The sequence below is a fragment of the Streptomyces sp. NPDC018693 genome, assembly GCF_044391385.1.
GTDB lineage: Bacteria > Actinomycetota > Actinomycetes > Streptomycetales > Streptomycetaceae > Streptomyces.
Window position 1 is genome coordinate 267,762 of the sequence record NZ_JBIRZZ010000009.1, and the last position, 24,633, is coordinate 292,394.

The 24,633-nt window shown below is 68.3% G+C and carries 18 protein-coding genes, 1 tRNA gene and 3 pseudogenes; 13 read left to right on the plus strand and 9 right to left on the minus strand.

Annotation, left to right across the window (positions count from 1 at the left end; translation table 11 throughout):
* Positions 1-76 precede the first annotated feature (76 nt).
* Entirely contained in the window at positions 77-535 is a 459-nt protein-coding gene (locus ACH5AC_RS24315) for a hypothetical protein (protein ID WP_398864158.1), read from the minus strand.
* A 1,095-nt stretch (positions 536-1,630) separates the two neighbouring features.
* On the opposite strand from ACH5AC_RS24315, the gene chvE reads away from it, so the two are divergent.
* The 4 genes from chvE to ACH5AC_RS24335 all read left to right on the plus strand — a co-directional run bounded on the left by chvE (position 1,631) and on the right by ACH5AC_RS24335 (position 8,132).
* Entirely contained in the window at positions 1,631-2,725 is a 1,095-nt protein-coding gene (chvE, locus tag ACH5AC_RS24320) for a multiple monosaccharide ABC transporter substrate-binding protein (protein ID WP_398864160.1), read from the plus strand.
* A 156-nt stretch (positions 2,726-2,881) separates the two neighbouring features.
* Entirely contained in the window at positions 2,882-5,053 is a 2,172-nt protein-coding gene (locus ACH5AC_RS24325; RefSeq protein WP_398864161.1) for a TerD family protein, read from the plus strand.
* Positions 5,054-5,740: 687 nt separating this feature from the next.
* A complete protein-coding gene (locus tag ACH5AC_RS24330) occupies positions 5,741-6,784 on the plus strand; it encodes a hypothetical protein (protein WP_398864162.1) in 1,044 nt (347 codons plus the stop codon).
* Between the two features lie 397 nt (positions 6,785-7,181).
* Positions 7,182-8,132 (plus strand): hypothetical protein, encoded by a 951-nt coding sequence (locus tag ACH5AC_RS24335; protein WP_398864163.1) that lies wholly within the window; start codon positions 7,182-7,184, stop codon positions 8,130-8,132.
* A gap of 197 nt (positions 8,133-8,329) precedes the next feature.
* On the opposite strand, the gene ACH5AC_RS24340 is transcribed toward ACH5AC_RS24335, so the two are convergent.
* The 3 genes from ACH5AC_RS24340 to ACH5AC_RS24350 all read right to left on the minus strand — a co-directional run bounded on the left by ACH5AC_RS24340 (position 8,330) and on the right by ACH5AC_RS24350 (position 13,233).
* On the minus strand, positions 8,330-8,575 hold the full coding sequence (locus ACH5AC_RS24340) for a transposase (protein ID WP_398864164.1): 246 nt from the start codon (positions 8,573-8,575) through the stop codon (positions 8,330-8,332).
* A gap of 57 nt (positions 8,576-8,632) precedes the next feature.
* Positions 8,633-10,648: a glycosyl hydrolase gene (locus ACH5AC_RS24345; RefSeq protein WP_398864166.1), complete on the minus strand. Its 2,016-nt coding sequence runs from the start codon at positions 10,646-10,648 to the stop codon at positions 8,633-8,635.
* 1,829 nt (positions 10,649-12,477) lie between these two features.
* Complete coding sequence (locus ACH5AC_RS24350) at positions 12,478-13,233, minus strand: GntR family transcriptional regulator (RefSeq protein WP_381182263.1); 756 nt, start codon at positions 13,231-13,233, stop codon at positions 12,478-12,480.
* Between the two features lie 78 nt (positions 13,234-13,311).
* Here ACH5AC_RS24350 and ACH5AC_RS24355 point away from each other — a divergent pair, with 78 nt between their 5' ends.
* The 4 genes and pseudogenes from ACH5AC_RS24355 (at position 13,312) to ACH5AC_RS24370 (ending at position 15,367) form a co-directional block, all read left to right on the plus strand.
* Positions 13,312-13,596: a hypothetical protein gene (locus ACH5AC_RS24355; RefSeq protein ID WP_398864167.1), complete on the plus strand. Its 285-nt coding sequence runs from the start codon at positions 13,312-13,314 to the stop codon at positions 13,594-13,596.
* Between the two features lie 469 nt (positions 13,597-14,065).
* The gene (locus ACH5AC_RS24360) at positions 14,066-14,374 is read left to right on the plus strand and encodes a hypothetical protein (RefSeq protein WP_398864168.1); all 309 of its coding nucleotides are present in this window, start codon (positions 14,066-14,068) and stop codon (positions 14,372-14,374) included.
* Positions 14,343-15,074: pseudogene (locus ACH5AC_RS24365) on the plus strand (GntR family transcriptional regulator). Before ACH5AC_RS24360 ends, ACH5AC_RS24365 begins: the two are co-directional and overlap by 32 nt.
* Positions 15,071-15,367: a hypothetical protein gene (locus ACH5AC_RS24370; RefSeq protein WP_398864169.1), complete on the plus strand. Its 297-nt coding sequence runs from the start codon at positions 15,071-15,073 to the stop codon at positions 15,365-15,367. Before ACH5AC_RS24365 ends, ACH5AC_RS24370 begins: the two are co-directional and overlap by 4 nt.
* 416 nt (positions 15,368-15,783) lie before the next feature.
* Here the strand turns inward: ACH5AC_RS24370 and ACH5AC_RS24375 are convergent, their stop codons facing one another.
* On the minus strand, positions 15,784-16,137 hold the full coding sequence (locus ACH5AC_RS24375; protein WP_398864170.1) for a hypothetical protein: 354 nt from the start codon (positions 16,135-16,137) through the stop codon (positions 15,784-15,786).
* A gap of 257 nt (positions 16,138-16,394) precedes the next feature.
* Between ACH5AC_RS24375 and ACH5AC_RS24380 the strand changes: the two genes are divergently transcribed.
* Positions 16,395-16,541, plus strand: a complete 147-nt coding sequence (locus ACH5AC_RS24380; RefSeq protein ID WP_398864171.1) for a hypothetical protein — start codon at positions 16,395-16,397, stop codon at positions 16,539-16,541.
* Between the two features lie 250 nt (positions 16,542-16,791).
* Positions 16,792-17,184, plus strand: a complete 393-nt coding sequence (locus ACH5AC_RS24385) for a DUF5958 family protein (protein ID WP_398864172.1) — start codon at positions 16,792-16,794, stop codon at positions 17,182-17,184.
* A 386-nt stretch (positions 17,185-17,570) separates the two neighbouring features.
* Here the strand turns inward: ACH5AC_RS24385 and ACH5AC_RS24390 are convergent, their stop codons facing one another.
* Together ACH5AC_RS24390 and ACH5AC_RS24395 are read right to left on the minus strand one after the other, a co-directional pair.
* A complete protein-coding gene (locus ACH5AC_RS24390; protein WP_398864173.1) occupies positions 17,571-18,056 on the minus strand; it encodes a hypothetical protein in 486 nt (161 codons plus the stop codon).
* The gene (locus tag ACH5AC_RS24395) at positions 18,056-18,700 is read right to left on the minus strand and encodes a hypothetical protein (protein WP_398864175.1); all 645 of its coding nucleotides are present in this window, start codon (positions 18,698-18,700) and stop codon (positions 18,056-18,058) included. The genes ACH5AC_RS24390 and ACH5AC_RS24395 overlap by 1 nt, the downstream gene beginning before the upstream one ends.
* Positions 18,701-19,291: 591 nt before the next feature.
* On the opposite strand from ACH5AC_RS24395, the pseudogene ACH5AC_RS24400 reads away from it, so the two are divergent.
* Both ACH5AC_RS24400 and ACH5AC_RS24405 read left to right on the plus strand, forming a co-directional pair.
* Positions 19,292-20,224 (plus strand): annotated as a pseudogene (locus ACH5AC_RS24400) (IS481 family transposase); the annotation flags it as partial.
* A 956-nt stretch (positions 20,225-21,180) separates the two neighbouring features.
* A pseudogene (locus tag ACH5AC_RS24405) lies at positions 21,181-21,860 on the plus strand (tyrosine-type recombinase/integrase); the annotation flags it as partial.
* Between the two features lie 68 nt (positions 21,861-21,928).
* On the opposite strand, the gene ACH5AC_RS24410 reads toward ACH5AC_RS24405, so the two are convergent.
* Positions 21,929-22,004 (minus strand) — tRNA-Arg (locus tag ACH5AC_RS24410).
* A 324-nt stretch (positions 22,005-22,328) separates the two neighbouring features.
* Between ACH5AC_RS24410 and ACH5AC_RS24415 the strand changes: the two genes are divergently transcribed.
* Positions 22,329-22,697 carry a hypothetical protein gene (locus ACH5AC_RS24415; RefSeq protein WP_398864176.1) on the plus strand — a complete coding sequence of 123 codons (369 nt, stop codon included), beginning with the start codon at positions 22,329-22,331 and terminating at the stop codon, positions 22,695-22,697.
* 421 nt (positions 22,698-23,118) lie between these two features.
* Here ACH5AC_RS24415 and ACH5AC_RS24420 read toward each other — a convergent pair whose 3' ends face one another.
* Positions 23,119-24,483 carry an extracellular solute-binding protein gene (locus ACH5AC_RS24420; protein WP_398864177.1) on the minus strand — a complete coding sequence of 455 codons (1,365 nt, stop codon included), beginning with the start codon at positions 24,481-24,483 and terminating at the stop codon, positions 23,119-23,121.
* Positions 24,484-24,633 lie beyond the last annotated feature (150 nt).

A 24,633-nucleotide genomic window follows, 5' to 3' on the forward strand; every position in this document is an offset into this window, starting at 1 on the left:
GACAACCCCCGCACGGCGCCGCCGCGTCACCAACCCCTGCCCCGAAGGCCGTCCCTGCTGCTTGATCACGTACGACTCACTTCGTGATGTGGTGGCACTGGCTCGCACGGCGCACCGCGTTGACGTAGAGGTTCGCGCACGCTTTGCCATAACGAGGCAGTGACTGGGAGGAGTTGTTCCGCATCGGGTCGATCTTGCACTCACTGTGCGTCTTGCCGCGGGACGTGCGGTACATCCGGTTGTCGGTGTCCGCGTACGTGAAGTCGATGCGCCAGTTGCAGAAGCCGGCGCTCAGCGCTCCGACAAAACCGCAGTCGACACCGGCGTTCTGGTAGGTGATCTTCTTACCGCTTCCACGGATGATGTGCGTGAACATACAGCCCGTCGGAACCTTCATGGTCATGCCGCCCACGCTGTACTCGAAGGTGCGTACGGGAGTCGACCCGACCGCGGTGGCATGCGCGCCCGCCGGCGCTGCGAGGACGAGGGTCCCTGCGGCGGCCAGAGCGGCGGTGAGGCGCGGGAAGCAGTGCATGACCAAGGTGGTCCCTTCCTGGTGATCTCCTGACGAGTACCTGGGACAACCACCTCCTCTGACACCAAGTTGCGCAATTCCAGCCCATTCACTGCCATGAGTGATCAGGCAGCAAGAGAGCTGACCACCAGGACCAGGGACTGATCGGCGTCAACTACCCCGCATACCTGCCCGGCTGGCACCACCTCGCACGGGACGACCTCCTCCACCGGGCTGCGAAGGCTAACCGGGGCTGGCCGCCACCGACACGGGGAGCTGCGCGAGGGTGAGGTCCCACAGGTCCGTCGCACCCGGCTGCGTCCGCCCAGCCCCGCTCCCCATCACGAGTCAAAGCAGCCTGCGGCGGTGCCCCCAAGAGCCGCCGCCAACTGCACGTCGAAGTAGAGGAGTCCGCGGAACCCCGCGACAGTGGTTGACCTGGAGGGCATCCGTGAAATGCTCGGCCACTCCTCGGTCGCGATCACGATCACGGCGCGCTGGAGTGCCAGGCGTCGTCAGTGGAAGTTCGGTCGCAGGCCGAAGCGATCGTCAACAGCTTTCTGTAACCGTTCCTGTTCGCCCCGTTGACACTTCGTCCGCCTCCCTCTTAGGGTCGCGCCTGCATTCCGAACATGTGGCGATATTTCGAACGCGTGGAGGGCGACCACCCTGTGCATCACCGGGAACCAGCGCACACGTGGCCGGAACGCCCGTGGCGCCTGCCTGACGTACCTACAGGTACACACCGGGAAAGGAGCCACGTGAGTCGGCGGGGCCCCGGATGGCGGGCCGCAGCGACGCACTGACCGGTGATCTGCGGAACATCGAGGCGCGTTGATCGAGCACGACTCAAGCAAGGGATCTTCGCCCAGGGCAACCTGACTCTCCATCACCTGCTCGTAATCCGGCGGTTGTTCACTCGTCCTGCACATGCGTCCCGAGACCTCCGACGACCTCGGCGGCTACGTGTGGATCCACGAGGGTGCCGAGCCGATCCGCCCCGGCGCACCGCTCTGTCTGATCCCTGCTCGCTGACAGCCCGCCCGGCCCGCTCCACCGTCCCCGACGCCCGATATGCCGTCACCCTTCCCCGACCAAGAACAAGGAACAATCACCATGTTCAACAGAAGAGACGCGCTCGCCGCCCTCGCCGGAGCCGCCTCCCTCACCCTCACCCTGACCGCCTGCGGCAAGAACAGCGAGGGCAGTGCCGAGAGCAGCTCCAAGGGCGGCACCGTCGGCATCGCCATGCCGACCCGGTCCTCCGAGCGCTGGCTCACCGACGGCAAGAGCATGGTCGAGGACCTGACGGCCAAGGGGTACAAGACCGAGCTGGTCTACGGCGACGACGACCCGAAAGCCCAGGTCTCACAGATCGAGAAGCTGATCGAGCAGGGCGTCGACGCACTGGTCATCGCGGCCATTGACAACAAGTCGCTGAACGGGGTGGTCCAAAAGGCCGCCGCCGCGGACATCCCGGTGATCGCCTACGACCGGCTCATCCTCGGCACCGAGAACGTCGACTACTACGTCTCCTTCGACAACGAGATGGTCGGTCGACTCCAGGCCCAGTACATCATCGCCAAGCTCGGCCTGGAGGACGGCAAGGGCCCGTTCAACATCGAGCTGTTCGCCGGCTCCCCCGACGACAACAACACCAAGTACTTCTTCGACGGCTCGATGAGCCTTCTCCAGCCGTTCCTGGACAGCAAGCAGCTGGTCGTCCGCTCGGGCCAGACCACGCTCAACCAGGTCAACACCCTGCGCTGGGACGGGGCAACCGCGCAGAAGCGCATGAACAGCATCCTCGCCAAGTGGTACAGCGGTAGGGATGTCGACGCGGTGCTGTCGCCGTACGACGGCATCTCCCTGGGCGTCCTGACCGCGCTGAAGTCGTACGGCTACGGCTCCGACAGCAAGCCCCTCCCGGTCATCACTGGTCAGGACGCCGAACTGGCCTCGGTGAAGTCAATCATCGAGGGTGAGCAGTCACAGACCGTGTACAAGGACGTCCGCAAGCTCGCCGAGGCCGCCGCAGGCATGGTCGACGACATACTCAAGGGCAGGACACCTCGAATAGACAACAGGGCGGATTACAACAACGGCGTCAAGGCCGTGCCCGCCCAACTGCTGCAGCCATTGAGCATCGACAAGACCAACTACGAAGATCTGGTCGTGGACGGCTACTTCACCGCCGCCGATCTCAAGTAGCCGCACGGCGGAGGTGAGACCGGCCAGGCGTGCGCTGCCGACCGCTGCCGACCTCGGTCCAGTGCACGCCGTCCGCCGAGTCCTCTTGGCCCAGGGAATGCTCCGACGAGAAAAACTCCTGTGCGTCGGCTCGCGCACCTCTGCGATCATCCACGAATGGCGCACAGTCTCGAATCGCTGGTCATCCGGCACACGCACCGCCTTCCCTCTCCCAAGGGGTCTGCCGGCGAAGGCGCCACCGCCGCACGGCAGTTGGACGCGGCGCTGACAACCGTCGGCTTCAAACTCTCGGCCGAGCTGCTGGAGCGGCTGTCAGGGCTGTCCGAGGCCACAGTCGTGCACACCGCCGAGCGAACGCTGCGCACCGTGAGCGAGATGGTGGGCGACCACGTCCGGCACAACTCCTACTTCATCGACTTTCCGGCGAACGTGCCGGACACCGAAGAGTTCTGGATGCGGTGCGTGACGAAGGCGCTCGGTGACGACAAGTCGCGCGAGAGTGTGCTGAAGCAGCTGAAGCACGGGGTGCTGGACCTGCTCAGCCTCCCCACGTACGGCCGCTACCAGCACACCTACGAGGAGATGCTCGCGGCACAGGACGAGCTGATCGCCTCGGCGGGTGACCGGGTGACCGTACTGCACCTCGGACGGGACCTGGACGACGAACTCACCGACCTCTACCTGGCCTTGGCGGGCAGCACGACGCCACTGGGCGAGGACCACCTGCGTGACCTCAAGACCCTCGCCGAGCGATGCGCGCTCGGCCCCCAGCCGGAGTCGATCCCCGTCCGGGAGAACCGGGCGGTCGTCAACGAGGCCCGCCTCGGCGTCGGCGCCGACCTCCTGCTGGACACCGTCACCGATGTGCTGCGTCTGGCCTGCGCACTGTCGGGCGGCGATGTGACGCTCCAGGAGCCGACCCGGTTCCGGGCGCTGTCGCGGCCGGCGCGCCGGGGACTGCTCGCGGGCCTCGACGCGGTGGTCGCGGCGAACCCGGCGAAGCTCGCCGATGTGCACGCGCACCGGGAGCTGTTCAAGCGGCTCGGTGAGCGTCTCCATCCACACGAGTACCCGCGCTGGCCGCACGCCGCCGATGTGTTCGCCGTCGCGCGGGGCGAGAAGGAGGCGCGGTCCTTCGACAGCCGCGTCGGGAAGCTGCTCGACGAGTCCGACGTCACGGGTGCGGTGAAGCTGCTCAAGTCCGCTCCCGGGAAGCTGTTCCGCGCCCTGGACCTCCTGCTGCGTATCGCCGCCGACGAGGAGGAGCGGGACGCGGTGGTGGCCGCCGCGGTGGAGGTCGCCCCCGAGGTCTCCGGCCGGGTCGTCCTCTCGGTCCGCGAGCACTTCCACAACCGGGAGCGGGAGACCGACAGACCGCGCATCTTCGTCAACCGCCGGGGCCGCGCCTGGGTGGCCCCCGACGGCCGGCCTCCGGTACCGGCCGCCGACCGGGACCGTTTGATCGCCGCCCTCGACGCCGAGATCCGCCGTCGGCTCCAGGCGCCGGGCCGGCTCTTGCTCGACCCCGACGTCCTCGACGTGGCGCTCCCGCTCAGTGGGAGGGCGACCGCGGCCGGGTTCGGCGTACTGCCGCGGGGTTCGGTATCGGCGGTCGACGGCGAACTGCTGCGCTTCTTCGTGTACTGGAAGGAGAGCAAGGAGCCGACCGACTACGACCTGTCGGCCCTGCTTCTGCACAGCGACTACAGCACCGACTCCTGGCTCTCCTACACGGCCCTCACAGCCGTCGGCGGCAAGCACTCGGGCGATGTGACCGAGGCGCCCGACGGGGCCTCGGAGTTCATCGACCTGTCCCTGGACCGCGTGCGCAGCACGTTCATCGTTCCGCAGGTCAACATCTACGCGGGCGAAGGCTTCGAGGAGGTCGAGGAGTCGTTCTTCGGGTTCATGCTGCGCGAAGGTGAGCAGAAGGGCCGTCCGTTCGAGCCGCGTACGGTGCGAACGAAGTCGGATCTGCGTGGGGTGGGTCGTGTGGCGCTGCCTCTGGTCTTCCGGCGCGGGGACGACGGCAGGTGGCGTGCGAAGTGGCTGCACCTCTATCTGAAGGGCATCTCGGAGGCGAACCGGGTCGAGGAGAACCAGGTGTCGGTGTCCAAGGTGGTGCGTGCCCTCGTGGAGCGCGAGCAGTTGACGATCGGATACCTGATCGACCTGATGTCCCGCGGCACCACGGCCGTTGACCTGTGGGACGGCGAGCAGGTCCCGGACGAGCCCGTGATGTACATCGGTCTCGAACGTCCCGAGGGGCTGCACCCGGACTCCCGGATCATCACCCTCGAAAATCTGCGCGACTTGATCCCGGGCTGAGTGCTAGCGTTGCCCACGGCGAGGCCATGAAGGGGCTTCCTTCTCATTCTCTCCAAATGAACTCAAGTCCTTTCGCTCTCCTCGCCCTCGACTCCGACTGAGAGGCGCCCACGCGGCGCCTCTCAGTTTTCGTGTGCGGCGACGGCTCACCACCGCGGAATCCAGCACGACTTGGCCCCCAACCGACTCGTGGCGTCGCCTACGCCGAGGCCGCCGCCCACCACTTCTCCTCACGGTGCCCTCGGCGCGCCGCCTGCGAGCGACGAAGGTGAGTACGTCCGCCGGCAGCCGGTCGAGGACGTCGAGGACGGAACAGGAACGGCTGGCGCAGCCCGCCGAAGGCGAGCTCCCTCTCGGACTCGACGCCTTCGACACGAAACACACGCAAGCGGCAGGCTGCTGGCTCCCTGCCGACAATCGGCGAGCATCCGCTCTCTTCGCCGCTGTTGCGCACTTCGTCCCAGCAACTCCCGCCCCCGCCGCCGACTCCGCCGTCAACTCCGGCCACGCCCCGTCGACGCCATAAGTACCAGGGCAGGGCCGACCACGCTTCACCAGCGAGATCGTGAAGGAGTCCGCGCGCGTGGATGGCTGGGCCAGAGAAACGCCCCTCCGTGGTTCCCACGTGCTCACGGGGCTGGAACCGGCCCGCACACCGCAGCGTCGGTTACGAATGTGACTGAAGTGATGCCTACTCTGCCCGCCGAGCACAGCGAACTGATCTCCGACCTTTCCGGGATCGTCAGCGACTACCCTTATGTGGACCCGGAACTGACCCTCGCTGTCCTTGCCGGTGACGCCGCGGAGACGCTCGGCTGCTACGGCACTCCGGAAGGACGCCGGGAGCGGACCGGGTACACGATCCTGCTGTATGCCACCTGCTGGTATGTCTCGGCACGCATCTTCAGCAAGTCGCTGTTCGCGTCGTACACGGAGGTCCTGGACGGGTTCCGGGCCACGCTTGACCCGGCGTCCTGTACCTGCCCGGCCGGAGCCCACCCTGCGGATCTGGACTCGGAGTACGGTGTCGAGGCCGGGGCGAGCATGCTGACCGAGGCCGGCCGCGCCGTATTCGCCGAGGACTACGGTCTCAACGACGAGGAACTGGCTGCCTTCGACTGCGAGGGGTTCCTCGCCGGCCTCGCCGACCAGGCCGCCGCCCGCCTACGCGAGGCACAGCAAAAGATCTTCGGCGGCATCGACGTCTCCCACCTCGACGCGCAGTTCATCCGGGACGACGGCGGCATCGACGTCGTCGTCATGCAGGAGGCCATCCGGCGTACCTGGGAGGACAACACCGGCCCGGTCGCCTTGTGGTCCGCCCGCCGCTGGCTGTCCGGGCAGGTGCGGGACGAGGAACGGCTCGGCCTGTTCCTGTGCATGTGGATGGGTATCGCCCAGACGTACGAGGGGCTGCCGCCCTCGTACGCCCGCGATCTGGCCGCGGCCCTCGACACCGTTGACCTGGACGTCTCCTGCGAGCACCCTCGGCACCCCTGGTCCGCCGCCGAGGCCACCGTGGAGTCCCGGTACCGCGCGGTGGTCCACCTGTACGCGCCCGAGGACCACCCGGACACCCCCGTACCGGCCGAACTCTCGGCCCGCGAGCTGTGGGACTGCCCGGCGCAGTACGCCGAGCTGGCACGCAGCGCACTGGAGAACCTCAAGGGCTGGCGTCACATGCGCGGCGGCGAGGATGAGGACTGGGAAGGTGGCTTGGCAGCGCCGTGATCGCCTACCTCTGCGATGGCTCAGCGGGCCGACGGTCGGACACCACCTTCTTCGGCATCCCAGTACGACTTCTGTGCAGGCTCCGGGGGACCTGACGCGGCCGGCCCCGGTCGAGCCCCAGGGCGGCGCCGTAGGGGTCTCCGCTGCTGGGGGTCGCAGCCCGTGGCCCGCTGTGGCATCCCGCGGCGAGCTCAGTGACCGAACAGCGCACGTACGTACTCCAGCGTGAACATGCAACGGGCGTCTCCCCCTGATCGTTACGCCGCGTCCGCTGCGGGATGCCGGACGGCCTTCTTCACGTCCATTTCGACGCAGGCCCGGTCCGCGGAACGCGGGCGGTCGATCCCGCGTCTGGCAGGGGGAACAGCCAGGAACCACCCCCTGAACGGAGTGCTCGGTGCTCATAGGACTCCTGACCGCCGTTGCGGCCTCGATTTGTTACGGCACGGGCTCCGTCCTCCAGGCCGTCGGCTCCCGCAAGTCGGCCCGCCGCCAGGCGGCCGCCGCTGGGCACACCACCGGACAGGTCACCACGCATGGCGGCCCCAGTCTCTCCTCCACCGCCCAGGCCGCGATGACCTGGGAGTTCATCGTCGGCACGGTCCTGGACTTCGTCGGCTTCGGGCTCGGCGCGCTCGCCGCCCGTCTGCTGCCGCTGTTCCTCTCCCAGACGGTCATCAGCGCCAACCTCGTCATCACGGCCGTCCTGAGCGTCAAGCTGCTCGGCATCCGGCTGACCCGGGCGGAGTGGACCTCGATCGCGGTCGTCTGCTCGGCGCTGGTGCTGCTCGCGAGTGCGGCGGGGCCTGAGGGCAGCGGGCACACGCCGATCACCACCCACTGGTGGCTCCTCACGATCTCACTGCTGCTGATGGCGGGCGGCACGGTCCTGGTCCGGCTGCTCGGCGCCCGGGCCGCGATCCTGGCCGGTCTGCTCTCCGGTCTCGGCTTCGGCGCGCTGGGCGTGGGCGTGCGCGTGCTGAACGGGATCGATCCGTTCGACCTGGGCACGCTGCTCACCGACCCGGCCCTGTACGCCATTCTCGTCGCCGGAATCGGCGGCATGTACCTGCACACCGTCGCGCTGCAGATCGGCTCGGTGAACGGGGCGACGGCGGCGCTGGTGGTCGGCGAGACCGTCCTGCCCGGCATGATCGGCGTCTGGTGGCTGGGGGACGCCTCACGCCCCGGCTTCGCCTGGCTGGCGGTGACCGGCTTCGTCCTGGCGGTCCTGGGCGCGGTCGCGGTGGCCTGGTTCGGCGCGCCGGAGAACGCCGGGAAGGACGGCCCGGCCCCGACCGACACCCCCGCCCAGAACCTGGAGCTTGCCCAAGACCGAGCCTCGTAGCGTCGGGGACTCGTGCGGTGGCTGCCGCTCCGTGTACAGTCCCCGCCGCTTCAAACCGTACGTGCGGTTCTCCCGCACACGGCTTTCCGACACCGTGCACCGGCTGGCATGCGTGTCGCCATCCCAACCCGTGCCGTCGACCAGTTTGACCGCACACACCACTCTTCCCAGTCGCTCCGGCCGCACATGGACCAAGGTCAGGTCGGTGACCCACAACCTGTTCGGCTCTCTCCCGGTGAAGTCGCGCTGCACCAGGCCCGGGGCGAGGGCGGCGTCCGGGGCGCGGCGGAGAAGCGCTTGCTGGCGCGGCGTGGGCTGATGCCGGCGAGGCCGGCTTCGCGCATCAGCCGCTCGACCCGTTCACGACCGATCGCCACACCCTCGCGCCGGAGCACGGCCTGCACGCGCGGAGAGCCGTGGATACCGCCGGAGTCCGCAGGCACGCGGGTAACCCCGCACCGGGTTTGTCATTCGGCAGGGGATTACCGCGTGCCGGTGTGTCATTCGGCCCTGATGTTGTCCACGTACACGATGCCCTTGGTCGTCGCGCCGCTCCCGTGGACGAGGAACAGATTGAACGCCGTCACCTTGGCGAGGTGAGCCGCGTCGAGCACGGCTCCGGCGTGTCCGGTGTCCCAGGGAGCGGGCGTGAACTCGCTGAAGGGGGCCCTGACCTCCTGCCCGCTCGTGTCGGACAGCGGAACCTGGTACCAGAAATCGACTCCGTGGGCGACGATCTGGAGCGCCCCGCCGTTCGCGGAACCGTCGCCCTGCAGCCACAGCGCAAGGGACGTGAGGGCGGACCAGTCCGCGTCGACCGGCTTGCCTGTGCCGGTGTACTCGGCGCCGGTGAAGTCGTACGCGTAGGCCAGTCCGTAGGAGCCCGAGGACTTGTGGTCGGCCGACAGGGTGAGGGTGTGGGAGTTGACATGGGTGTACGCCTCGCTCAGGGCGGTGTCGTCTCCGGCGTATCCCTCGAAGTCGTCGACCCAGCCGGCAGGCAGGGGTGCGGCCTCGCCGAGGAGGACCACGGCCGAGTCGGTGAGCGTCTCGCCGTCCACCCGCGCGCTCACGGTGAGGGTCACCGAGCGGTCGTTCCGCAAGGCCGGGTCGATCGACCAGTCGCCGGAGTAGAAGCCGTCGGTGTCGAGGCGCAGCCGTCCGGCGCGTCCGCCGTTCACGGAGTAGGTGACCCGGCTCGCCCTCGCGGGCGTGACACGCACCCGGACGGTGGTCTTGGAGGCCGTTACCCGCTGCCGGTCCGTAGGGGTCACGAGGTGCATGAACGGGGCGTTCCTGACAGCGGTGGTGCGAGCGGAGTACACCCCCCGGAGATCGGCGGCGAACAGGGTGTAGGGGTCCTGGTGGTAGGCGACGAAGTCCGGCAGCAGGGTGTGGCCCGGGTACGGGACGTAAGCACGCTTGGTGCCTCCGAAGTTGGCCCAGGTGAGCATGTACGTCATCTGACGGGCCAGCGGGTCCGCCTGGATGGCCTGCGACAGCTGGGTGAACCACTGCGGGTTGCGGACCTCGGTGCCGCTCTCCCCGAACTCGGTGAAGGCCGGAGCCTTGCCTCGCTCGTTCGCCAGCCTGACCACCATCGCCAGATCCTTCACCACACCGTCCAGCCAGGGAGTCGGTCCGGCGTTTTCGTCGTAGGAGTCGTAGCCGAGGATGTCGACGAAACGGTCGCCGGGGTAGGTCTTCAGGTAGCTGGTCGGGTCGCCTCCGAAACTGGAGTTGGGCGAGTAGGCGTAGAGCAGGTTGTGGACGCTCCTGGTGTCGCGCAGGTACTCGACGGTGTAGCGGAACAGCTCGATGAACTCGGCCGAGGTGGTGTGGCCGGCGCCCCACCAGAACCAGGCTCCGTTGTTCTCGTGGAAGGGGCGGAAGACGACCGGGATCGCGGTGCCGTCCGGCCGCCGTGCGCCCTTGACCGCCTTCGCGACGCGGTCGAGGAAGGCGTTGAAGTCCGCGTGCCTCGCGCCTCCGGGAAGGATCTGACTTACCACTCGGCCCGTTGTGTCGTAGAAGTTCTTGCCCGTGACGAAGTTCGGCATGTGAGCGCTGAGGGTGTTGATCCCGCCGCGTGCGTCCCCCTGCCGGATGCACCGGCTGAGCGCGGCGATGTTCTCGGCTTCGGATCCCTCCTCGACGCCGGGGCGTTCGTCGCCGTCGAGGATGAGGGTGTCCCAGCCGAAGACCGCGGGGTGGTCGCCCACCGCCGCCCTGGTGTCGGACGCCTTGCCGTCGGGGGTGGTGAAGGTGAAGCCGTAGGTGAGGTCGTGCTGGTGACCGAACAGGATGCCTTTGCCCTGCTGCCGCTTCAGGTACGCGAACAGCGCGCGGGTGGCGGGGGTGGCCTTGTCGTCGACGATCCGGACCGGCGTCGGCGCACCGGCAAGCGCCGTCGGGGAGGTCGCCGCGGCGACCACCGATGTCCGGGCGCCGGCTGCGGCGGCGACCGTGGCACCGAGGAGGATGAACGTGCGACGGTTCAGGGGAGAGCTGGGCATGTATGTCTCCGTTTGACGTGGCGATCTCTCGCCAAGGGGAGGTGTGCCCCCCGGGGGCCGGGGTGTACTGCCCCGAGGGGTGTCGTGGGCCGCCCCCGTCGGCGGCGCCAGGCGTCGTTGGGCACGGCGGCTGGTCGCCGTAGTCGTATGTTGGGCCGGGGGCGCTCAGGTAGCGTCGGACAGGCGGCTGTTCGGCCTGCTCGGTCGGCCGTCGAACAGTCGTCGCACTCCGGGGGACGAGCCGTCTTCCACTCGCAGGTCTGCGGCCCAGAGCCGTGAACCCGGCCCGGACTGCTTCGTGATGTCTCGCGCGGACCTGTTGCAGGTGCAGCGCTGGAGGAACAGGAAGACGACGAGCGTGGGCACGATGCGAGGACTGCATCGGCCGTGATGTCATCCCCGTCGGCTCCGAAGGGGATGAGCAGTCGGAAAGGGTGGTCAGGGCCTCGGTGATCGGGTTGCCGTTGGGGACCGGCCACGGCTCTGTCCGAGGTTGTGGCCGTTCGTGGTTTCTCCGGTCGGAGTGCGTACTTCACCGCGGGGCGACCTTGAGCAAGATCGTGGAGCCGTCCCTGAACTCCTTGACGATCTCGATCTTGGTGTGGGCGCGAGGTCGTGGTCGTGCTCGGCGTGGTCCATCGGATCGTGCCGGTCCACGGCCGCCGTCGGTGCGCTGCCGTCGGTGCACTCTCGTGGCCCGTGCCACCGCGAAGGCCGAGAACATGGCTGCCGCCGCTGCCCTGAGCATCCAGGGTCTGTAGGTCACTTGTTGGGGGCCTTCCCGTGGCGCGGTCGGCTGCGGTGGATGGGGTCCTGGTCAGGGACATCCGCAACGCACGACACACGTGTGCTTCAAGTGGCGCTATTCGACCGGAGGTTGAGGAAAAAAGAAAGAGTTTGGCTTGTCTTGGTCAAGACACCTCATGCGGAGGGTCATTGGCGATCACCCCCCTGTTCGTTCCCTCCCCATTGGCCCGGAAGTGAACAAGGGTGGTGTTCTGTTCGCAGAGGTTGGTGACAGCGATCACTGGCGTGTGCTCTCGAACGGCCGCTGAAGTTCGGTTGTGATCAGCGGCGCCGTGCTCCAGCCCATACTCCGCTGTGCGGCGCCGGCTTGTGCGCTGGGTGCCGGCCGCGCGCTGAGGCGTTGGATGCGCCAGGGAGCGCGGCTCGTCCCGCGCTCCCGCGCCACCACCGAGAACGCCGCTTCCGCGGCGGCGCCCGAGCCCGACGAGGCGGACGAGTCCGTGCCGGATGATGCTGATCTTGCGACGGCTGCGGAGCCGGTGCGGCGGCCCGTGGTGAACCGGAGCGTTGGGGCGATGGGCTTCGCTGTTCCGTCGGAAGAAGTATCGGCGCCTGGCGCCGGTCCGCTCACGCAAACGGCCCCGGACGGGGAGTCCGAGGCCGAGCAGGAGCCCTCCTTGGGGGAGAAACCCCAGGTCAGAGCGGTAACACGTTGTGCCCCAGGCAGGATTCGAACCTGCGACATCCGCTTTAGGAGTTCGATCTACGTCCGCCTCTGGCGGCGTCGTCGGCTGGTCCGGCGGTCGCCTGGGGGTGCTGCTGTATGCCGCCGTCCGGCCTCGTTGATGTCAACGTTGGATGTCACCGAAACAGCTCCGGAACTGGGCAGACCTCCAGCGCTTCCTCCGGCCGGTCCGCCCACCGCCACCAGGTGTGCCGATCGGGGCACCGCCACAGAGACCGGCAGGTCCTCCGACCGTCTTCGTCTCGCTTGGAGAGGAAGAGACCGCCGGACTTCATGGGCTGGCTGCATTCGGGACAGGATGCGGCGTTCTCGGCCATAGGGCGAACTCCAAGCGGGGCTACCGGTTGATCGGGATCTCGTAGACGATCTCGCAGTGAGCCGCGGGCACCACGATGTCCGCCGTCTCCACGGGCCGCCCGTCGTCGCTGTAGTACGTCCGTCGGATGTGCGTGACGAGTGCGGCCTTCTGGATGCCCAGGAGTGACGCCTCCTCGGCGGTCGCTTGCCGCGGCTCCGGCTGCTCCACGGCATGGCCGACGGTGATGCCGATCGCGGCCATGCGGTTCACGACGCCAGCCCCTGCGTGCGGCCCTCCCTCGGGGAGCACGACGAGTGTGCCGGCGGTGAGGTCGTACGGCTCCCAACTCGTCGACAGCTGCACGGGCCTGCCGTCCGCCAGGAACTCGTACGTCGTACGGACGCACAGCTCGCCCTCGGCGATGCCCAGCCGTGCCGCGATCTCCGCCGGTGCCGGCACCTTGGCGTCGGTCCGGCTCTCCCAGTCCCCTTGCCTGCCGACGGCCTTCATGTCCGCGCGGAAGGGCGACCCGTTGGGCTGCTCGCGCGCAGAGGAACGGACCACCCGCACGCGCTGCCGAGGCTCGGCGACGTACGTGCCCGATCCGGCACGGCCCTCCAACACACCCTGGGAGATCAGCAACTCCTGAGCCCGGCGGACCACGTTCTCGCCCACGCCGTACTCCTCGCCGATCTGGGCGCGGGAGGGCAGGCGGTCTCCCGGCTCCCACACGTGCTCCGCGATCCGTCGCCGGAGTTCGTCGGCGATGCGGAGATAGGGCGGCTGCTCAGGCATATGGAAAATCTAGTCCACTAGCTCTAATCTAGTTAACTAGCTTCACTCAAAGTGATCGCCGGTGACGGAGGCTGCCCTGTGCCTGCTTCGGAAGTGAGCGCGGAGGCCATCGCGGCTCGGTTATCGGCCGTCGGGCTCACCACGCGTGTGGAGGTGCACGACCAGTGCACGTCGATTGAAGCGGAGGTGCCGGAATCGCTCTCCGCCGAGTCATGGCGGGAGGTCTTGGACGCGGTGGCCGAGGCCGATCGATTCGGGCTTCTCGCCACCAGCCTGAACGGCCGCACCCTCTGGGCGGTCGTACGTGAAGCGGTCCCCGCGACGGGCGATGTCGGGGGTCCGGCCATCAGCGATAGGAGCTGAGCAGCTTGCTCAACCGTATCCGCCGTGCCGCCTCGCTCACCAGAGCGCGGTACTTTCTTCAGGGCAGGTACCGCCGCCCCTTAACGCCCTCCCTGGCGCAGGCCGAACTGACGCCCACTGCGCCGGCCGTAGTACCTGCGGCCGTCCCGGAACGGATCCCGGACCCCTCGGGCCGAGCCCACCCGCTCGCGGGCGAGGACAACGCGCTCGTCCGCCCGTACGTGCTGGCCGGAGAAGTGCACCAGGCAGCGTTCGTTGGTCGTGGTTCCCCATCTGTCGGCTGATGCCTGGTCGGCCCTCGCGGGGGTCCGCTGATGCTTCCTCGCCGACAACTCCACATCACGGAAACCTCGGCTGCTGCCTACCGATCGATCGCATGTCGGGTCGGCACCCACACTGCCTGCGCGGAAGCCTCCCCTGCCGCTGCCCCGATCGACCTGCCGGTGGTCTACGAGACGTGCGACTGCCCATGCCACTCGATGCCCGCACCGTCCACGCCACCGGAGGTGAAGCGGTGAACCACCGGGCCCTCGGCGGCGCGCTGGCATCCAGCGTCGAGATCACCGCCACCACCGTTCGGCGCGGCGACATCATCCAGGTCGGCGGCCGAGCATGCCGCGTGATCAACCTCTTTCAACTGCCCCACGGCGCGAAGCAACTGCTCTTCGAGTCGGGCGAGTTGCTGACCATACACACACGGACCCGGATCCTTGCCGTGCGGATGATGAGTAGGGGTGATGGAGTCCGTGGCATCTCGCCGTCTCGTCGTCGCCGATGACCTCCGGCGCCAGATCACTACCGGCCGTATCACGCCTGGCGAACGCCTCCCGTCTGAGTCCGCCCCGGCCGACCGCTACAAGGTCAGCACGGCGACGCTGCGGAGTGCTCTCGCGCTCCTTCAGGGAGAAGGCATCGTCGAGAAGATCCACGGCAAGGGGAACTTCGTCCGTCGCCCTCTTCGCAAGATCACGTACGTCGGCGGATGGGGCACGCTGGACCCCTGGACCGCTGCCGACGTAGATCTGCGCGTCACGGTCCGCACTACCGCGATCGACGCGCACGGGTATCTGACAGCGCTATGAGAGTCGCTGACGGAAGCCCGCTGACCGAATTCCTCCGCCTCAGCTACGAGGGAGAATCCCCGCACAGCCTGGCCCCGCATCTACGTTCCACGCGACCTGGCGCCGACCGCAGTGCTCAGCGACCAACTCTCAAGTGCGCGGACAGAAGGGAGCTTTGCCGTCCTGCACCCTCCGCCGGCCGAGGTTCGAGAGACGGTGTCCGCCAGGCTTCCCACACCGGATGAGGCGTCAACCCTCCGAATCAACCCGGCCTTGGCGGTCCTCGCGATCACACGCGTTGCGGCCGACACCGCCGGCCGCGTCGTGGAGGCCGCGCTCCTCGTGTTCCCGGGGGACCGCGTCGACGCGGTCTTCACCACCCACCACGTGATCGACGAAAGGCAGGCGCAAGGATGACGCCCCGGAACGAACTGCGACTTCTCCCGTGGTCGGGGCGGGAGGGCACGCCCTGCTACCTGAGCACCGACGGCAGCGGCTTCATGTCCCGACTGGCGGACAACATCGAAGCGGCACAGCTCGGGGCAGCGGCCGAGCTACTGGAGCATGTCTCGGAAACCCTCAAAGACCAGGACGCGGGCCTGGAGGACTTGCGACTCCTGGCGGAGGAACTGACCGGAGTCCTGCAAGACGTGCTCCGCGTAGCAACCAGCCGCGGTCACCTCCTGACGGCGAGCCAACTTCGCCCCTGAAAGGGGCGGTCGATAACGGCGCTGCTGCCGGCGACATCCCGTTCAACAACCACGGGGTGAGAAGCCCGGACGAGCCCCCGGACGTCTCTCCCCGTTGTGCTACCGGCCCTGAGTCATACGCCGTTCGCGCCCCCTGATTGAGAAGGCAACATCGAAACGCACGATCGTCTGAGCCTCAGCCGACGACAGTCAGCCACGACGGCGGGCGCGCCGAACAACCAGGCGCGAGTGTGCCTCCCTGCACCCCCACCGGTCTCAGCCACGCTGCCAGTGCCGCCGACCAGAGCAAGCCGCGACGGCCGGCACGTCGTCGCAACTCGAAGCTGCTCCCCGTCCTCGAAGCCATCAGCTTGGGAAGCTGCGCGCACTTGCGGCTGGTAGGGCTGCTGAACTGGGCTTTCACCTGGCACCGGGTCTCATCGCCCTCGGTCGCTTTCACCGTGGTTCCCCCCTGTTCCCCGCCCGATCTGGTGCGCTTGTGGTGCGTCGGTCGTGCCCTGGCCTGGCGTCGTCGGCTCGTCTGCTCCCCCGTACAGATCGGCGCGGAGACGCTCCTTGGCCGCTTCAAGGCGCGGGCCGTAGTCGGGCATGAAGATCTCGCTCAGCGTCTTGTCCAGCGTTCCGGAGATCGCGTAGATCGGCGACCAGACGGCTCGGTCGTGCACGATCCCCTCAAGGTCGTCGGACTGGAACATGACTTGGTAGAGCCAGTCCGACAGCACGAACGCTTGATCGCGCGTGAGCTTGATGGTGATCGCTTCCTTGTCCACACTCTCAACCTAGCTGCCTCGACTGGTGGTGTCGTGAGTCGGCGTCGTCATGGGGACCCGCACGCATTCCAACTGTGGTGGTGCCTCGCGGGGCCGCGTACAGGGCCGTTCATCTGCGTTCAGGGTCGGCTGGTCGCCGGAGCGGCTACGGGCTTCGGTCCCGTCTGAACGGCCGTGAACGGCGCTGAATGAGACGGAAACTGAGACGGACGGCGGGGCCGAGCTCGCTAGCATCCTCGCTACTGAAGGGGGGAGTCATGGCACTGGTCCGCAAGGGATCACGACGGATCGTTGTCGACGGCACGGCCTACTGCTGGCGGCTGCGAGGCAGACCGACGTACTTCCAGGGCCTGTCCTGGTCGCCGTGCACGTTCGCGGTCGAGCATGCGGACACCCCGGCATGACGCTCGTGGTCATCACCGACCAGCCGCATCCGAGTAACTGGACGGGGCGCGAGGCTGATCCTGTGCGGCCGTCCAGAGTTGCCGCGGCTGTTCGGCTTGCCCTGCGTGAGGGGTGGACTCCGACGACTCCGGGTTCCGCGTTTCGTCTCGACCAGTCCGCCGGCTTCATACCTTCGCACTGAACAGTCTGGGGAATCGTCGGGGCTCTGGTGAGCGCACCGTCGGTCTGAATCACGGGAGGTGGCCGGTGATGTACGACCACGAGGTCGTCCTGAACGAACTGGCGCAGGGGCTCAGACCGACGGCCGAGGCTGTGCGGTGGTTCGAGGGCCTCGCGGAGGACGACCAGCGCAAGGTCCTTCATGCACTGGTGCTGTTCTGTGGGCAGGCCCGCGCCCGCGAGGAGGACGTGCCGGAGAGCATCGCGCGTTCCGGCATCCGCCCCACGCATACGCCGGCGGTGATGCTCACGAAGTGGCGCTTCGGAATGGATCGACTTCCGGCCTACGAACTGACCAACTCCTTCCGCCTGCTCGTCGCCCTCTTCAGCATCGCGGATACGCGAAGGCGGATGCTCCATTGCGCCGATGGGTGCGGTCATGAGTGGCACAACCTGCGGGATCCGCAGCGGGATGCAAACTAGGTGTCTTCTTGCCCTAGGTCTTTTCGGAGATCTTGGTGAGCTGGGTTTTTGCTGGTCAAGGGCGGTGGGCTCGTGCGCCTGGTGGTCGTCGTTGGTCGTCATTGGCCACTGTTGAGCGGCCTTGGACGGCCCAGGGACGGCCCAGCCGTGGATCACATGAACGGCCTCAGCCACGTTGAGGCTCCGGTTCGTCAAGGCGGCTTGGTCTCTCGCCCACTCCAACCGGAGCTTCGATATGTACAGGACGGGCCCACCAGCGGTGTCACACCACCGTGACCTGCAACCATGCGACCCTGCCAAGACTTTGCAACCGCCCTGAGTGAGCCCCCGACCACCAATTGAAAAGTGTCGGGGGCTCATATGCTCGCGCAAGCCTTCAGGGAATCCTACGAATGTTCCTTCTTCTCGACGTAGTAGGCGTAGGCGTAGCCGCCGCTCGTGCCGTCAGCGGTAACAGCCGAAAATGCGACAGGACCCGACTCGGCTGTGTCGACGCTCCGTTGGAAAATGGACCCGTCGCATAGAGGGGCGCCTGATGCAGCGTCTTTGCCCGCAGCGGTGAGCGCCAGCTTCACCTTGCCGCCACCCGTACAAGTGAACGCGAATGTTACGCTCAATACGTTGTCGGGCACGGATGTCAGCGTGTTCCCGAAGTTCCGCTCCAGCACGCCAGACCCGTTACTTAGCGACTCCATTTCAATAATGCCCTTCTCCAGCACGGACTTCGCCGCTTCTGCCCCGTCCGAAGCGGAGGTCTTCGAAGCCGAGGCATTCGGAGGAGAAGGCTCGCTTGAGCTGCAAGCCCCCACAGCGAGCGGCATGGAGATGCCCAGGCAAATGGAGAGATGTCGTATGCGCCTGCCGTTGATCATCACGAGTTCTGTCGTCCGATCGAAATGTCGCCCTTCCTGGGCGCCTTGATGACGATAGTCTTCTTCTTGGCGGTGCAAGGCGGAGCAATCCACGTCTTGGTGGTCGTGAGCTTCCATCCCTGCTGGCCGAGCACTGCCCGGTACCCCTTCGTTGTGGTGTTCTTGTCGGTGACGGTCTGCGTACCGGACCATGTCCACTTGTTGCTGATCTTGGTATCGACAGAGGTCTTGGCCTTCGCCAGGATGATCCCGGCCTCGGCTTCCGCACTGACGCCGATGTCCCAGGTGAATTCATAGCTGTCAGTCAATGCCCAGGACACGCTCTGACGGGGCAGTAGCCACGTCGACTTCGGCGGCTTGCTGGCTATGAAGTACGGCGATCCCTTGACGGTGTACTTCGGCTTATCGTTCACCTCAGGGCACGCGCTCACGCTTCTTCTGCTATCACTCGCCTTCTCGGGCTCCCCTTCGAAGGTGAACGTGACCTCATCACCGAAACCGATGACACGCCCATCGTTCATGACAATCCCGCCGCCGTCAGCGGGAGTTATCTCATCCTCCCCGCTATCGGCGTGTGCGATAGTCGACATACCAAGCACCGCGACTACGGTGGCAGCGGCGAGAATCCGTATCTTGCTGCGCACGAGTGAGCCCCCCTGTTTTGTGTATTGTGTCCAACTGGGTTGGTCACTTCCCAGCTGTGATCATCAGCTCACCACATGTGAAGCATGCATCACAAGTGAATCAACGAAGACTTGAGGAATATCTGAGCGAGAAGCCGTGAACGCCGGAGATCCTTCCCAAACCCACCACCTTCCCCAGCTCCCATCCCGTCTGCCTGGGTCGACGGCAGACGGGATGGGAGCTCCCCTCGCACGCCACCAACCGGCCGGCACTCGCGAACGGCACCCCCTCCCTCTCGGAGCCTGAGCGCCCCCGCCGGAGGCATGTCGTTGGCCCGCAGGTGACCTCGGTGCTTCAGCCCGCATGCACGTAGCGCGCCGCCGGGCGTGGCCAGCCGGGGGCAGACAGGAGGCAGGCCGCGCCGCAGCGGCGGCGCGCGCCCGCGCCGTGCGCGGGCCTTGATGAACGTAGGGAAAGTCTTATCCCGCTTGGATGAGGTGCCTTGTCCGATCCCGGGTGATGGTTGACAGTTCGGTCCCAGCTGATGGTTGACGGTGGCCGTGATCGGCTTTTCTGTGCACGTCGTTGCGGCGTGTGGCGGGAGGCTGGGATTGGCTCTGGTGGAGTTGTCGGTTGTCGAGCAGAGGTACCGGGCTGTGTTGGCAGTGCTGGCGGGCGCGACGGTGACCGAGGTTGCCGCGTCGCTCGGGGTGTCGCGGCAGACGGTCAGCGGGCGGAAGTCCCGGTATGGAGCCGAGGGGCTGGCGGGTCTGGCGGACCGGTCACGCAGGCCGGCGTCGTGTCCGCATCAGGCATCCGCGGAGGTGGAGGCGGCTGTGTGCGAGCTGCGGCGTCAGCATCCCCGGTGGGGTCCGCGGCGGATCGCTCATGTGCTGGAGCGGTCCGGGGCGGTGGCGCCGGTGCCGTCGCGGATGACCGTGTATCGGATCCTGGTCCGTCATGGGCTGGTGGAGCCGGGCGTGCGGCGCCGGAAGCGGTCGGATTACAAGCGCTGGCAGCGTGATCGAGCGATGCAGTTGTGGCAGATGGACATCGTCGGCGGGGTGATGCTGGTCAACCCGGTCACTGGCGAGCTGTCCGAGGCGAAGATCGTGACCGGTGTGGACGATCATTCCCGGTTCTGTGTGATCGCGTCGGTGGTGGAGCGGGCGACCGGGCGGGCGGTCTGTGCGGCGTTCGCCCATGCCTTGCAGAGGTTCGGGGTGCCGGAGGAGGTGCTCACCGACAACGGCAAGCAGTTCACCGACCGGTTCGGCCATGGTGGTGAGGTGTTGTTCGACCGGATCTGCCGGGAGAACGGGATCGCGCACCGCCTCACCCAGCCGGCCTCCCCGACCACGGCGGGCGAGGTCGAGCGGTTCCATCAGACGCTGCGGCGTGAACTCCTGGACGACTGCGGGGTGTTCGAGAGTATCGGGGCGGCTCAGGCGGCGCTGGATGCGTGGGTTGAGGAGCACAACTGCGACCGGCCGCATCAGGCGCTGGACATGCAGTCTCCGGGCGACCGGTTCACTCCGGTTCCCGAGCAGGAGCGGGAGATGCTGGGGCTGCGGGTGCCCGGGGCGCTCGCACTGGTGCCGCAGCAGCGGACGGCTTCTGCTGTGGTGTCGGATCCGGCGGAGGCGGCGCCTGGTCCTGCCCCTGTGTCTGAGGCGGTCCCGGCGGCGATGCTCTCTGGTGTTGTGCCGGTGGAGCCTGGTGGGCCGGTGGAGTTCGAGCGGGTGGTGCCTGCGAGTGGGAATCTGCAGGTCGCGGGCAAGCAGTTCTGGCTGGGTCCGTCCCGTTCGGGGCTGACGGTGACGTTCTGGGCGGACACTGCGGTGATCCATCTGCTGGTCGCCGGGGCGCGGATCAAGTCCGTGCGGTCGCACCTGTCCGTGGCCGATCTCGCGCAGCTTGCCGCCCGGGGAGGACGTGCGGCTGGTCCGTCGCCGCTGCCTGCCGGCGACGGGGCCGCGTTCGAGGTGGACCGGGTGGTGAACAACAGCGGGCTGGTGAACCTGGGCGGGCGCCAGGTGCTTGCGGCGGAGATCCTCGGCGGCCGCCAGGTCGGCATCCGGATCGATGACGAGACGCTGTCGTTCTTCGATCCGTCATCGAGGGAACTGCTGCGGGTGCGGCCCAACCCGCTCACCAGCGCGAAGGTGCAGCGGTTGCACGGCCTGCGGCCCGCGGGCCCGCCGCCCCGGCCCCGCGTCGAGCCGGTCCGCGTGCAGCGGCGGATCAGCGCGGTCGGCACGATCATGGTCTGCCGCCAGACCGTCTCCCTCGGCCGCCCCTACGCCGGCCGGACGGTGACCGTACACGTCTCGGACACGACGATCACCGTCGAGCTGGACGGCCAGATCCGGGTCATCCGGCGCACGACCGACGTCCCGGTCCGTAACGTGAAAGCGAACAAGCCCCACGGGGCTTCCCACGTTGTCCAGGCCCACCGTCAAGCATCACCTGGGACCAGAACGCCAGGCATCAACTGGGATCCGACAACGTCGCCAAGCTCGTCGAGCCGCCCAGGACGGACACGCCTGAGCTGCGCCCCTGGACCCTCGATGAGACGCTCGACTTCCTCGCCGCGTCCCGCAAGGACCCGCTTTACGCGGCCTTCGTCCTCGCCATCGCCATGGGACTCCGCCGGGGAGAGATCGTCGGTCTTCGGTGGTCGGATGTCGACCTCGACAACCGCGTGCTCTACGTCCGCCATCAGGTGCAGCGCCGCCGCGGCGTCCTCTACGACGACGACCCAAGAGCCGCCGTCGCCGAGCTGTCCCGCTGCCCGCGCTCTGCATCGCGCCCCTGCGGTGGCCTCGCATGCGGCAGGCCGACGCCCGTGCCAAGGCGGGGGAGAAGTGGCAGGAGTCGGACTACGTCTTCGCCACTCGGACCGGGCGCCCCGTCGAGCCGCGCAACCTCTACCGCTCCTTCACCCGCGTCGCCCAGTCCGCCGGCCTCCGCGTGATCCGGCTGCACGACGCTCGCCACGGCACGGCCACGTTCCTCACGGCGGCCGGGGTCGCGCCCCGCGTGGTGATGGAGATCCTTGGGCACTCGCAGATCAGCATCACCATGGACGTGTACACGCACGTCGTGCAGGACACGCAGCGGGAGGCCATGAGCCACATGGACCGGCTGCTGCGGAAGCGGCGCCCCGGTCGCACGTGACCGCCCGCGTTGATGTCAGACGTGGATGTCAAAGGCCCCGGACCATGATCGGTCCGGGGCCTTTTGGCTGGTGCCCCCGGCAGGATTCGAACCTGCGACACCCGCTTTAGGAGAGCGGTGCTCTATCCCCTGAGCTACGAAGGCGGGGCTTGTCGGAACCCTGCCGGAAACCCCAGTGGGGAGTACCGGACGGGTGGGACAAACGCCCTGGTCAGGCTTGCCTCGAGGCTGCCGCGGATGAGGTCCGGAGGGACACTTCCGTGGCAGGTGCCCTGGAGGCCGACTGACCGCTGACAGCCTAGCGGATCGGGATTGGGGAGGTCGCCCCTGTTACCGCCGGCGATCGTCGCGCCTCTGCGCTGGGGCCTCTGACCTGGGAAGTTCCGGTGAGGTCGGCGGGCGGCGGAGCTGGGACGAGCGCGGTGTCGGCCACGTGCGGGGGGAGCGGGGAGTCCGTTATGGCGTGCAGTGCCTGTGTTTGTCCTGCACGCCGACGACGAGTGCGCTGCCGCGGCGCACTTCCACGAGGCCGTGCACACCCGCCCGGCACAGGCGCCCGGCGGCCCCTCGCGGGCGGTGAGCCTGGCCGTACTGGCCGTGGCGCAGTGCGGTCACGGCCCGAAGGCCCGCCCGCCGCGCCATGCGGCGAGCCCTGGCCCAGCCCGGCATCGGAACGATGCCTGGTCGGGCGTCGTCATCCGCTGCGTCCGGGCGTTCGCCGACGACCGCGCCGGCCGCAGCGGCCGCGCACTGCACCGCGCCCGGCGCGCGCCGGCCGCACAGGACCTCGCCGTACCACCGCCGCTCGTCGGCGCTGCGCTGCGCTGCGCGAGCTGATCGCCGACATCGAAGCCGACGGTCCCGGCCGCCTCTACGTGCCACGCGTGCTGCTGATGCCCGCCGTGATCCCCCGGATGGCCTCGGTGCACACCCCAGTGGCGCCGTGATCGGTTCTCCGAGACCCTTCGCCTCCGGTACGCGGGCGGATGCGGAGGCGGAGGCGAGAGACGGTCGGTCCGACGTCGTACTCCGCACGCGCATCGGTTGCTCGGGACATCGCGCACAGCAGGGATGGCAGGCCCATACGTGGGGTGCGAGGAGTCCGCCCGGACAGGTGGCGGCAAGCACGTAGGTCACCGTGCGCTGGTCCGTGCTGTTGTCGGAGAGCTTGATGTCGTACGCCCTGCCGTAGGCGGCCTCCAAGGTCAGGGCGACCCGGCTGAGGTCGGCTCGCTCGCCGAAGCCGTCCTGGAACCACTCAGTGCGCCACCGGAACCTCCAGACCACGCAGCGCACTGCTGAACTGCCGGGCAGTGCAGCGGCCGGCGAACAGCTTCGCGACCTCCGCGAGCATGGGGGCCCGCCAGGCGGGGTCCACGGCCTTGTCCCAGCTGAGTGTGTAGGCGGGCGCCTTGCGCACCAGCTCGTACAGGAACCGGGCGAACGCGGGATGCGGCGCGTCGTCGAGGAGTTTCGCCGCGGCGGAGGTGACGGGCACCTCACCGGCCTTCAGCAGTGCCGCACTGTGGTCCTGCCCGGTGAACGCCCCGAGGACGGCGAAGGCGCCGATCCGGTTCTCGGTGCGCGTGCTCATCGACAGATAGCCGGCCGGGGTGCCCACCAGGTTCCCGGGCTTTCCCCGGCCGTCCGTCAGCACCGGGAACGGCACCCAGGCCAGGTCCGTGGCGGCGAAGTCGGGGAAGTCCCGGGCGATCAGGGCGTGGTCGGCGGACTCGGCCAGCAGCAGGCCCGCCTCTCCCCGGGCGAGGAGAGCCGAGCCGGAGGCCCCGCCGGAGCCCTTCCGGTCCGCGGGTGCCGCCCTCGTCTCGAACGCGCCGGTGTCGGCCAGGGCACGGATCTCCTCGGCCGCCCGGACGACGGCCCTGTCACCCCACGCCGCGGGGTCCCCGGCCCGTACTCGCTCGGCGATCTCCGGCCCGCCGATCCGGTCCACCAGGTAGGCGAGCCACAGCGACTGGCCGACGGGGATCGTGCCGGAACCGCCGTCGCCCGCCTGCGCGACCGGGAGCAGGCCCGCCTTGTCGAGCCTGCTCGCCGCCTTCTTCAACTCATCCCAGGTCGACGGCGGTTCCAGGCCGAGGTCGGCCAGCAGGCGCCGGTGACAGAAGAGCAGCGCCGGACGGGTTCCGCGCACGGGCACCCCGAACGGCCGCTCGCTGACGGTGGCGCCGTCCAGGGCGTGCGGCAGGAGTCCCCTGCCGACCTCGGGGTGGTCGAGGAGCAGGTCGTACAGGTCGACCAGGCGGTGCTCCTCGGCGGGGCCGGAGATCGCGCCGCCGCCCCAGGAGAAGACGAGGTCCGGCCCACGGCCATCACCGTCGGCCAGGGCGTCGCGCAGCGCGGTGCCGTAGGAGGCGGCCGGGACGCCGGTCGGTTCGGCGCTGCGCCACGGACGACGGGCGTCCCGGGGCGCGGCGCTGTGGCGGCGCAGGGTCGCCTGATGGACGGGGAAGGCATCGTCCCGCGGCAGGAGAACCTCGAGGGGGTCGGCCTCGGCCCTGGCGGTCGCGCCCGCGTCAGCGGGGCCGCAGCCCGTCGTCCAGGCCGCGCCGGTGATCGCCGCGGCCGAGATGCCGAGGAACGACCGTCTGCTCTTGGACACGGATTCTTCGCCTTTCTGTCCCATGGGAACGCTGGAGGTGGTGCAGGGCCGTGGGGGGGGGGCCCCCCCCCCCCCCGGGCCCCCCCCGCCCCCCCCGGGGGGGGGGGGGGCCCCCCCCCCCGCCCCCCCGCCCGCCCCCCCCCCCCCCCC

Excerpts from the sequence above, each read along its gene's own strand:
- ACH5AC_RS24390 (WP_398864173.1), bottom strand. The coding sequence starts at position 18,056 with ATGATCAACGGCAGGCGCATACGACATCTCTCCATTTGCCTGGGCATC.
- ACH5AC_RS24380 (WP_398864171.1), top strand. The coding sequence starts at position 16,395 with ATGGCACTGGTCCGCAAGGGATCACGACGGATCGTTGTCGACGGCACG.
- ACH5AC_RS24360 (WP_398864168.1), top strand. The coding sequence starts at position 14,066 with ATGCCACTCGATGCCCGCACCGTCCACGCCACCGGAGGTGAAGCGGTG.
- chvE (WP_398864160.1), top strand. The coding sequence starts at position 1,631 with ATGTTCAACAGAAGAGACGCGCTCGCCGCCCTCGCCGGAGCCGCCTCC.
- ACH5AC_RS24315 (WP_398864158.1), bottom strand. The coding sequence starts at position 535 with ATGCACTGCTTCCCGCGCCTCACCGCCGCTCTGGCCGCCGCAGGGACC.
- ACH5AC_RS24370 (WP_398864169.1), top strand. The coding sequence starts at position 15,071 with ATGACGCCCCGGAACGAACTGCGACTTCTCCCGTGGTCGGGGCGGGAG.
- ACH5AC_RS24350 (WP_381182263.1), bottom strand. The coding sequence starts at position 13,233 with ATGCCTGAGCAGCCGCCCTATCTCCGCATCGCCGACGAACTCCGGCGA.
- ACH5AC_RS24385 (WP_398864172.1), top strand. The coding sequence starts at position 16,792 with ATGTACGACCACGAGGTCGTCCTGAACGAACTGGCGCAGGGGCTCAGA.
- ACH5AC_RS24325 (WP_398864161.1), top strand. The coding sequence starts at position 2,882 with ATGGCGCACAGTCTCGAATCGCTGGTCATCCGGCACACGCACCGCCTT.
- ACH5AC_RS24345 (WP_398864166.1), bottom strand. The coding sequence starts at position 10,648 with ATGCCCAGCTCTCCCCTGAACCGTCGCACGTTCATCCTCCTCGGTGCC.
- ACH5AC_RS24330 (WP_398864162.1), top strand. The coding sequence starts at position 5,741 with ATGCCTACTCTGCCCGCCGAGCACAGCGAACTGATCTCCGACCTTTCC.